8 protein-coding genes and 1 pseudogene are annotated in these 7,717 nt (G+C 60.6%); 1 reads left to right on the top strand and 8 read right to left on the bottom strand.

Annotated features, from left to right (window positions below):
- Positions 1–336 (bottom strand): Orn/Lys/Arg decarboxylase N-terminal domain-containing protein (locus tag VC35_RS28260; protein WP_046044034.1); only part of this gene is annotated, 336 nt, incomplete at its 3' end.
- 428 nt (positions 337–764) lie between these two features.
- Between VC35_RS28260 and VC35_RS28255 the strand changes: the two genes are divergently transcribed.
- Positions 765–1,547, top strand: a complete 783-nt coding sequence (locus VC35_RS28255; RefSeq protein ID WP_046044033.1) for a DeoR/GlpR family DNA-binding transcription regulator — start codon at positions 765–767, stop codon at positions 1,545–1,547.
- 213 nt (positions 1,548–1,760) lie between these two features.
- Here the strand turns inward: VC35_RS28255 and VC35_RS28250 are convergent, their stop codons facing one another.
- The 7 genes and pseudogenes from VC35_RS28250 to VC35_RS28220 form a co-directional block, all read right to left on the bottom strand.
- Positions 1,761–3,056, bottom strand: a complete 1,296-nt coding sequence (locus VC35_RS28250; protein WP_046044035.1) for an NAD(P)/FAD-dependent oxidoreductase — start codon at positions 3,054–3,056, stop codon at positions 1,761–1,763.
- 487 nt (positions 3,057–3,543) lie between these two features.
- Entirely contained in the window at positions 3,544–4,902 is a 1,359-nt protein-coding gene (chrA, locus tag VC35_RS28245) for a chromate efflux transporter (RefSeq protein ID WP_046044031.1), read from the bottom strand.
- 44 nt (positions 4,903–4,946) lie between these two features.
- Positions 4,947–5,435 carry a molybdopterin synthase catalytic subunit MoaE gene (gene moaE / locus VC35_RS28240; RefSeq protein WP_046044029.1) on the bottom strand — a complete coding sequence of 163 codons (489 nt, stop codon included), beginning with the start codon at positions 5,433–5,435 and terminating at the stop codon, positions 4,947–4,949.
- A gap of 3 nt (positions 5,436–5,438) precedes the next feature.
- Positions 5,439–5,690 carry a molybdopterin converting factor subunit 1 gene (gene moaD / locus VC35_RS28235; RefSeq protein WP_046044028.1) on the bottom strand — a complete coding sequence of 84 codons (252 nt, stop codon included), beginning with the start codon at positions 5,688–5,690 and terminating at the stop codon, positions 5,439–5,441.
- Positions 5,687–6,193, bottom strand: coding sequence for a cyclic pyranopterin monophosphate synthase MoaC (gene moaC / locus VC35_RS28230; RefSeq protein ID WP_046044027.1), 507 nt, complete (start codon positions 6,191–6,193; stop codon positions 5,687–5,689). The genes moaD and moaC overlap by 4 nt, the downstream gene beginning before the upstream one ends.
- Positions 6,194–6,236: 43 nt before the next feature.
- Positions 6,237–6,347: pseudogene (locus tag VC35_RS29745) on the bottom strand (formate dehydrogenase accessory sulfurtransferase FdhD); the annotation flags it as partial.
- Positions 6,348–6,595: 248 nt separating this feature from the next.
- The gene (locus tag VC35_RS28220; protein WP_046044025.1) at positions 6,596–7,486 is read right to left on the bottom strand and encodes a LysR family transcriptional regulator; all 891 of its coding nucleotides are present in this window, start codon (positions 7,484–7,486) and stop codon (positions 6,596–6,598) included.
- Positions 7,487–7,717: the final 231 nt, after the last annotated feature.

Below are 7,717 nucleotides of genomic sequence, written 5' to 3'. Positions count from 1 at the left end.
TTCATAGGCCTTGGCGGCGGTCTCCAGTTGGTTACCGTGGTATTCGACGTTGCTGGGCGACAGGTCGAAGATGCCGTTCACTTGCAGCAGCACGTCGTTGAGGTGTTTGTAGACTTCCCGGGGGTGGGTGCTGGTGCCGGGGGACGCCACCAGGAAGATCGGGATATCAAAACCGGTGCGCTGAATGACGTCGAGGGATCCGGCCAGCACATCATTGACCGACACCACGGCCACGGCGACGTCGGTGAAGTCGGTGTGACCGAGCGGGACCACCTCCCGGGCGTTCAGGAAACATGTGGATGCGCCTTCACTGGCGGCGATTTTCAGGGTTTTCATCGGTGGCGTCTCCTGGCGGGCACTCAATTGTCCGCAACTTTTTTAGAGATCAACTTCCGGGGGAGCCTTCCAGTTCCCGCTGATCGGAAATCGTGTCACCACTGGTTATAGAGCATATTCCTGATCTGTCAGGCTTTTTACCTCGACCTTGCACATCTTGACGCCCCGCGACCTGTCGGTCAGGTGTGCACCAGCGCAATGGTGAACGAGACCACGATCATGCAGGCAAAAGCAAAATTGATATTCATGAGGTTTCCATCCGAAACATGAGTGACGGCGCCATCTTGAACAGGTCACGGGAAAATAAAAAATTCGGCGTAATGATTTGAAAGATCGAAAAAAATGATACTTGGCCGGTTCGTTGTTTTTGCTCCGGGTTGCGGATACTCTCGTGTAACGCGCAACTACATGCATAAGCGGGCAAAAACATGCACGACAACCATTCCGCTGCCGAACTTCCATCGGTACGCCGGCAAAAAATCCTGTTGATCCTCGAACGTGACGGCAAGGTCATGGCCTCGGAGTTGAGCCTGCATTTCGCGGTGTCCGAAGACACCATCCGCCGGGATCTGGCGGAGCTGGCCAGTGTCGGGCTGGTGCAGCGGGTGCACGGCGGGGCGTTGCCGCGGCCCAAAGACACCGGCAAGGACTATTTCACCCGGATCAGCGAAACCGATGAGGTGAAAACCCATCTGGCGCAATTGGCCGCGCAACGGGTGCAGGACGGTCAGATCGTGGTGTTCGATTCCGGCACCACCACCTTGCAGATCGCACGTTCGCTGCCGCTGGAGATCGCCATTACCGCGATCACCGCGTCGCCGATGACGGCCATCACCTTGTCCGAATACAAAGGCATCAAGGTGATTCTGGCGGGCGGCCAACTCAACCCGGCGACGATGTCGGCCGGCGGCCACGAAACCCTGCGGCTGCTCGCGGGCATCAAGGCCGACCTGCTGTTTACCGGGGTCTGCGCGATTCACCCGCAGGTGGGCTTGAGCTCACTGCATTTCGATGAAGTGCCGGTGAAACAGGCGATGCTCGACTGTGCCTCCCACGTGATTGCCGTCACCACGGCGGACAAGCTCGGTGCGGTGGAACCCTTTGTCGTCGCGCCTTGCAACCGCGTGCATACGCTGATCACCGAACGGCATGTGGCGTCAGGCAATGTCGAGGACTACCGGGCGTTGGGGATTGAGGTGGTGCAGGCTTGAGTGGGTCTTTGTAGGAGCGAGCCTGCTCGCGATGGCGGTGTGACTGGCGCTGAATGTGTGTTGAATGGACTGGCATCTTCGCGAGCAGGCTCGCTCCTACAGGGATCGTTGTCGACCACAAATATCGGGGTCGGCAAACAACCCTTGTAGGAGCGAGCCTGCTCGCGAGAGGACAGCACAAACAACATCAATGCCGGATGTGCAGCCAATGGCTCAGCGCAATCGCTCAAGCATCTGGTAGTACCACATGCCGGCGGCGAGCATCGGGTTGCCGAGCAGGTCGCCCATGGGCACGCGGATGTGCTGACAGGCGGCGAAGGTATCGAACTGTTCCAGTTTTCCTGTGATCGCCCGGCCCATGATTTCGCCCATGATGTGGGTGGTGGCGATGCCGTGGCCGGAGTAGCCCTGGCAATACCAGACGTTGTCCGACAGCTTGCCCAGTTGCGGGATGCGGTTGATCACGATGCCCATCGCGCAGCTCCACTGGTAATCGATGGCCACGCCTTTGAGCGCCGGGAAGGTCTGCTCGATGCACGGGCGCAACTCGGCGGCGATGTCCCGTGAATCCTTGCCGCTGTAGTTGGCGCCGCCACCGAACAACAGGCGACCGTCGGCGGTGAGGCGGTAGTAGTCGAGTACGAAACGGCAGTCGTAGACCGCCAGGTCTTCAGGGTTGATCTGTCTTGCCAGATCGCCCAGTGGCTCGGTGGTGACGATGCCGCCCATGGCCGGGAAAATCTTGCCCTTGAGCTTGCCCGGTTCCAGTTTGTGGTAGACGTCGCCGGCCAGCAGCACCTGGTTGGCGTCGATCTGTCCGTGGGCGGTGCGTACGCCCGGGCTCTTGTGAAGGCCATCGCCGTGGATGATCTCCAGCACTTCGCTGTTCTCGAAGATCAACGCACCGAGGCTCTCGGCCGCCCGTGCTTCACCGATGCACAGGTTCAACGGATGCAGGTGCATGTTGCGGGTGTTCTTGATCGCGCCGTGGTAGAGGTTGCTTTGCAGCAGGTCGCGCACCTGGCTGCGGTCGAGCAGGCTGACCTCGTCGCCCATGCCACGGTGCACCGCCTCTTCGTAATCCTTGCGCAAGCCGACCATGTGCGCGGGTTTGTACGCGGCGTGCAGGTGGCCGTGCTTGAGGTCGCAGGCGATGCCGTACTTTTCCACGCGCTGCTGGATGATCTGGTGCCCGCGCCAGCGCAGGTTCCAGATGAAATCGTCGACGTCATCACCGATGGTGCGGCGCATCTGTTTGCGCATGGCTTCGTCGCCCGACAGGCTGCCGGTGACCTGGCCGCCGTTGCGTCCGGTGGCGCCCCAGCCGATCTTGTGGCTTTCGACGATGGCGACCTTCAGGCCTTTTTCCGCCAGCTCGACGGCGGTGGCCACGCCGGTGAAACCGCCGCCGATGATCACCACGTCAACCCGGTGCCGGCCTTGCAGCGTCGGGTAATCGGTGTCGTGGTTGAGGGTGGCGGTGTAGTAGGAATTGCAACGTTGAGTCATGTCGGTGTCCAGGCAGAATTGGGAGAAACCAATGCCGGTCACGCAAGCTCAGTTCTTGTGGGAACGGGCTTGCTAACGAAAGCGGAGTGTCAGTCACCACAAATGCTGAATGTGCGGGCCTCTTCGCGGGCAAGCCCGCTCCCACAGGTTCTGCGTATGGCTGAAATAGTGCTCACGCTTTCCAAACCGGGATAGCGAAGGAGGGGGCTCGCCGATCAGGCGGGCAGGACGCTATCCGGCGGACGTGCGGAGTGACGCAATTTGGAGCGGCGCAGGGCCATGGGCAGGTTGACGATGCGCTTCATGCAATGCCGTCCACGGCCAGCAGCGAGGTGGCCTGGATCGAAATGTTCAGCAGGTGCTGTTCTGACGGCAAAGTACGCATGGCGCAGGTTTCCGGCGGCGGAAATCGTCGGTGGCGAGTAGAACAAGCCATCCGGGGATGGCTGGATACTAGGGAGGATTGCGGCGCGTGTAAATGTTTGATTCAGAACATCAGGTGCACGACAAGGCCGATCAACCCGCAGCCGATCAAAACCTCGATCACTCCGCGCTTGAAACGAAGCAAGGCAACGCCCGCCACCATCGCGATCAGCAGCGAAGGCCAGTCCAGTTGTCCTTCGAAGCCTTTGGGCCAAAGCACGTGGTAGCCAAAGAAACACGCCAGATTGAGAATCACGCCCACCACGGCGGCGGTAATGGCCGTCAGCGGCGCGGTGAACTTGAGTTCGTTGTGCGTCGATTCCACCAATGGCCCGCCAGCGAGGATGAACAGGAACGAAGGCAGGAAGGTGAACCAGGTCACCAGCGTGGCGGCCACGGCACCGGCGACAAACGCTTGATCCGGCCCGAAGACCTGTAGCACGTAGCCGCCGATGAACCCGACGAAGGCGACGACCATGATCAACGGGCCGGGCGTGGTTTCACCGAGCGCCAGGCCGTCGATCATCTGCGTCGGCGTCAGCCATGCGTAGTGACCGACCGCGCCCTGGTAGACATACGGCAGCACCGCGTAAGCGCCGCCAAAGGTCAGCAGCGCGGCCTTGGTGAAGAACCAGGCCATCTGCGTCAGCGTGCCTTCCCAGCCGAACAGTGCGGTGAGCATGGCCATGGGCAGCGTCCACAAGATCGCACCGATAATGGCCAGGCGCGCCAGTTTCCAGCCACTGAACCGGGCGTGTTCGGGGGTTGGGGTGTCATCGTCGATCACGGCCGGGCCGAAGGACTTTTTCGCCGCGCTGTGGCCACCGGCCCTGAATTTTTCCGGTGCCAGGCGTCCGCCGAAAAAGCCGATGACCGCTGCGCCGAGCACGATCAGCGGAAACGGCATATTGAGCACGAAGATGGCCACGAAGGACGCGGCGGCGATGCCCCATAACCAGCCGTTCTTCAACGCCCGCGAGCCGATCCGGTGAGCCGCCTGCACCACGATTGCCGTGACTGCGGGCTTGATCCCATAGAACAATCCGGCGACCACGGGCACTTCGCCAAAGGCGATGTACACCCAGGACAGTGCAATCAGGATGAACAGCGACGGCAACACAAACAGCACGCCAGCGATCACACCGCCCCAGGTCCGGTGCATCAGCCAGCCGATGTAGGTTGCCAACTGCTGAGCCTCAGGCCCGGGCAGCAACATGCAATAGTTGAGGGCATGCAGAAAGCGCCGCTCGGAGATCCAGCGCCGGCGCTCGACCAGCTCCTGATGCATGATCGAAATCTGCCCCGCCGGCCCGCCGAAACTGATGAAGCCAAGCTTGAGCCAGAACAGGAAGGCTTCGTGCAGGCTGATGGACCGGGGCTGTGGCACATCCTGTTGGGTGATCGGGGAGGGTGTGGGGCTCAAGCGAAAGTTCCTTGTGCAGAAAAGCGTTGAGCCAATGACTGTAGCTACGCCGGTGCGCGTTGCATAGCCACCTGATGCTGCGTTTCTGCCCAGCGCTCGACGGCTGAGCGGTCGCTGTCACGGGCATCGACCCAGCGTGCGCCACTCGCCACGTCTTCGCGTTTCCAGAACGGCGCGTCGGTTTTCAGGTAATCCATGATGAACGCACAGGCCTCGAAAGCGGCTTGACGATGGGGGCTGCTGACGCCGACAAACACGATCGGCTCGCTGATCGACAAGGGGCCGATCCGGTGCACGATCTCCACGGCCCGGAGTGGCCATCGAGCCCTGGCGTTGTCGATGATTGTTTGCAGCGAACGTTCGGTCATGCCCGGGTAATGCTCCAGAAACATCCCGGTGACCGCCTCTCCCTGATTGATGTCGCGCACATAGCCGACGAAGTTGACCACGGCACCCACCCCCGGATTGTTCGCCTGCAGGCTGTCGATCAGCCGGCCGATGTCGAACAATTCACGCTGGACCCGAACTGTCATGCCTCAACCCCCAGTGACCGGTGGAAAAAAGGCGATCTCGTCATAGTCCTCGATCACCCGGTCCGGATGGCACAGCTCCTGGTTCAGTGCACACATCAGGTTGTTTTCACCGAGCACATGGCTCCACAGTTCACCGCGAGCCATCAGCAATCGACGCACGTCCTCGATGGTCTTGAGGCTGTCGGTCAGGGGCAGTTTTTCACCGCCCAGGTTGAGCTGTTCGCGGTAACGGGCGAAGTAATTGATCAGGATCATTGTGCGTCCTCGAACTTGAAATGACCGGAGCGGCCACCTTGTTTACTGAGCAGCCGGATGTCGTCGATGATCATGCCGCGGTCCACTGCCTTGCACATGTCGTAGAGGGTCAACGCCGCCACGCTGACGGCGGTCAGGGCCTCAAGTTCGACCCCGGTCTGGCCCTCTACGCGGCAGGTGCCGACGATTTTCACGCTGTCCGGCGTGCAGGCCTTGAGTTCGACGTGGATCGAACTGAGCAGAAGGGTGTGGCACAGCGGGATCAGCTCATGGGTTTTCTTCGCCGCCATGATTCCGGCGATCCGCGCCACGGCAAATACATCGCCCTTGGGGTGGCCGTCGCTTTGAATCAGTTTCAGGGTTTCCGGGCGCATCCGCACCCAGGCCTGGGCCTGTGCTTCGCGCTGCGTCGGGGCTTTTTCGCTGACATCGACCATGTTGGCGCGACCCTGGTTGTCCAGGTGGGTCAGGCCATCGGGGGATGCATCTGCAATGTCTGTCATGGGAGGTTCCTGCGCTTGCCAGCGCGGTGATCGGGTGAAGGCATCATGCCGGGCTGTAAATGCGTGGTGCGTTGCGGTGGGGGACGTGAATCAGGTTGAGGCGATGTTTGATTGCCCACAGCACGGTCAGGGCGGTGGGCGCCGCCTGACAAACTGACGCGGCATTGTCGTACTCGCGAAAGTTCACACTCAGCGGTTTTGGCGCGGGGGCGTTAGTGTCGCTTCGAGCATCGGCTTGTTCAACTTGGCACAACATGAAAAGAACCTCGAAGCGCTGAATTAAGTTCAGGCTACGGGTAACTTTTCAACGCGTCCAATCGCTTGTTCCGATGTGCCGATTGGTGATGTCTATCAAGCCGGGCAAACATGTCCGGTTCGGTTTTATATAAAGCCGAAACTTGATCAGTGGGTCCGGCTGAGTAACGTTCGTGCTTCGGCGAAACACTTCTCGGCAATCGCCGAACGTGGCTCGGTCTTGCGCATCACCAGGCCCAGGGGCGCGAGCACGCTGGCATCCGGCAATTCGATGAACGACAGGTGTTCGATGGGCTCTTCCAGGCCACTGTCCAGCGGCATGATCGCGCAGCAGAAACCTTCGTGAATCGCCTGCAGCAACTGGTAGGTCGAATCGCTTTCGAGGATCGGCTGCGGGTCCAGTCCGCGGCTGCGAAAGCTCAGGTCGATGGATTTGCGGTAGTGCATGCCGTTGCTGAGCATCCCCAGCGGCAGTTCGGCGGCGTCCTCCCAGCTCATTTGCGTGCCGTCGAAATGGAAGTGACGGTTGTCGTACAGTAGGCCGACGCGGGTCTCGCCGATCTCGAAACACTCGAAATAGCTCGGGTTGACGTGATCGAGGTAGCACACGCCCAGGTCCAGCTGATTGTTGCCAAGGCCCTCGATGATCTGGTCGGAACTCAAGGACGACAGGCTGTACTTGAGCTCGGGAAAGCTGCGGGACAGGCCCTGGATGCAGGTGACCGGGTTGAAGCTGCTCAGCGGCACCAGCCCCAGGCGCAAGTTACCGACGAGCTGGCCCCGGCACGCGGCGGCCTCGGCGAAGAGCCCGTCGTGGGCGGCCAGCAGGGTCCTGGCCCACGCCAGTACTCGTTCGCCGGCCTCGGTAAAACCCTCGAAGCGCTGGCCCCTGGTTACCAGCACCAGGTCCAGTTCATCCTCCAGGTTGCGCAGGCGCATCGACAGCGTGGGCTGGGTGATGTGGCAGCGCGCGGCCGCCTGGCCGAAGTGGCGGGTCTGCTCCAGGGCGATCAGGAACTTGAGTTGTTTGATGTCCATGACGGCACCTGCTGGCGGGGGAGTGAAGGGGTAAGTATTGACTCAGGTGCGCAAGACACAAGGCGAGGCAGGAATCGTGAGGTGCGGACGATCTCATTGTCTTTGATGTGCGTCCAATCACTGCTATCTAAGGGGTTATCGGCGGGCTCTATCATTGATGGTGTTTCTGCTATTTTTATATTGATAGATCGGCTCGATAGTCTGGTTGGTTAGGGAAGGTCTGAAGTAGCC

The sequence above is a fragment of the Pseudomonas fluorescens genome (genome assembly GCF_000967965.1).
GTDB lineage: Bacteria > Pseudomonadota > Gammaproteobacteria > Pseudomonadales > Pseudomonadaceae > Aquipseudomonas > Aquipseudomonas grandcourensis.
This window is presented reverse-complemented; position numbering and strand designations above follow the sequence as displayed.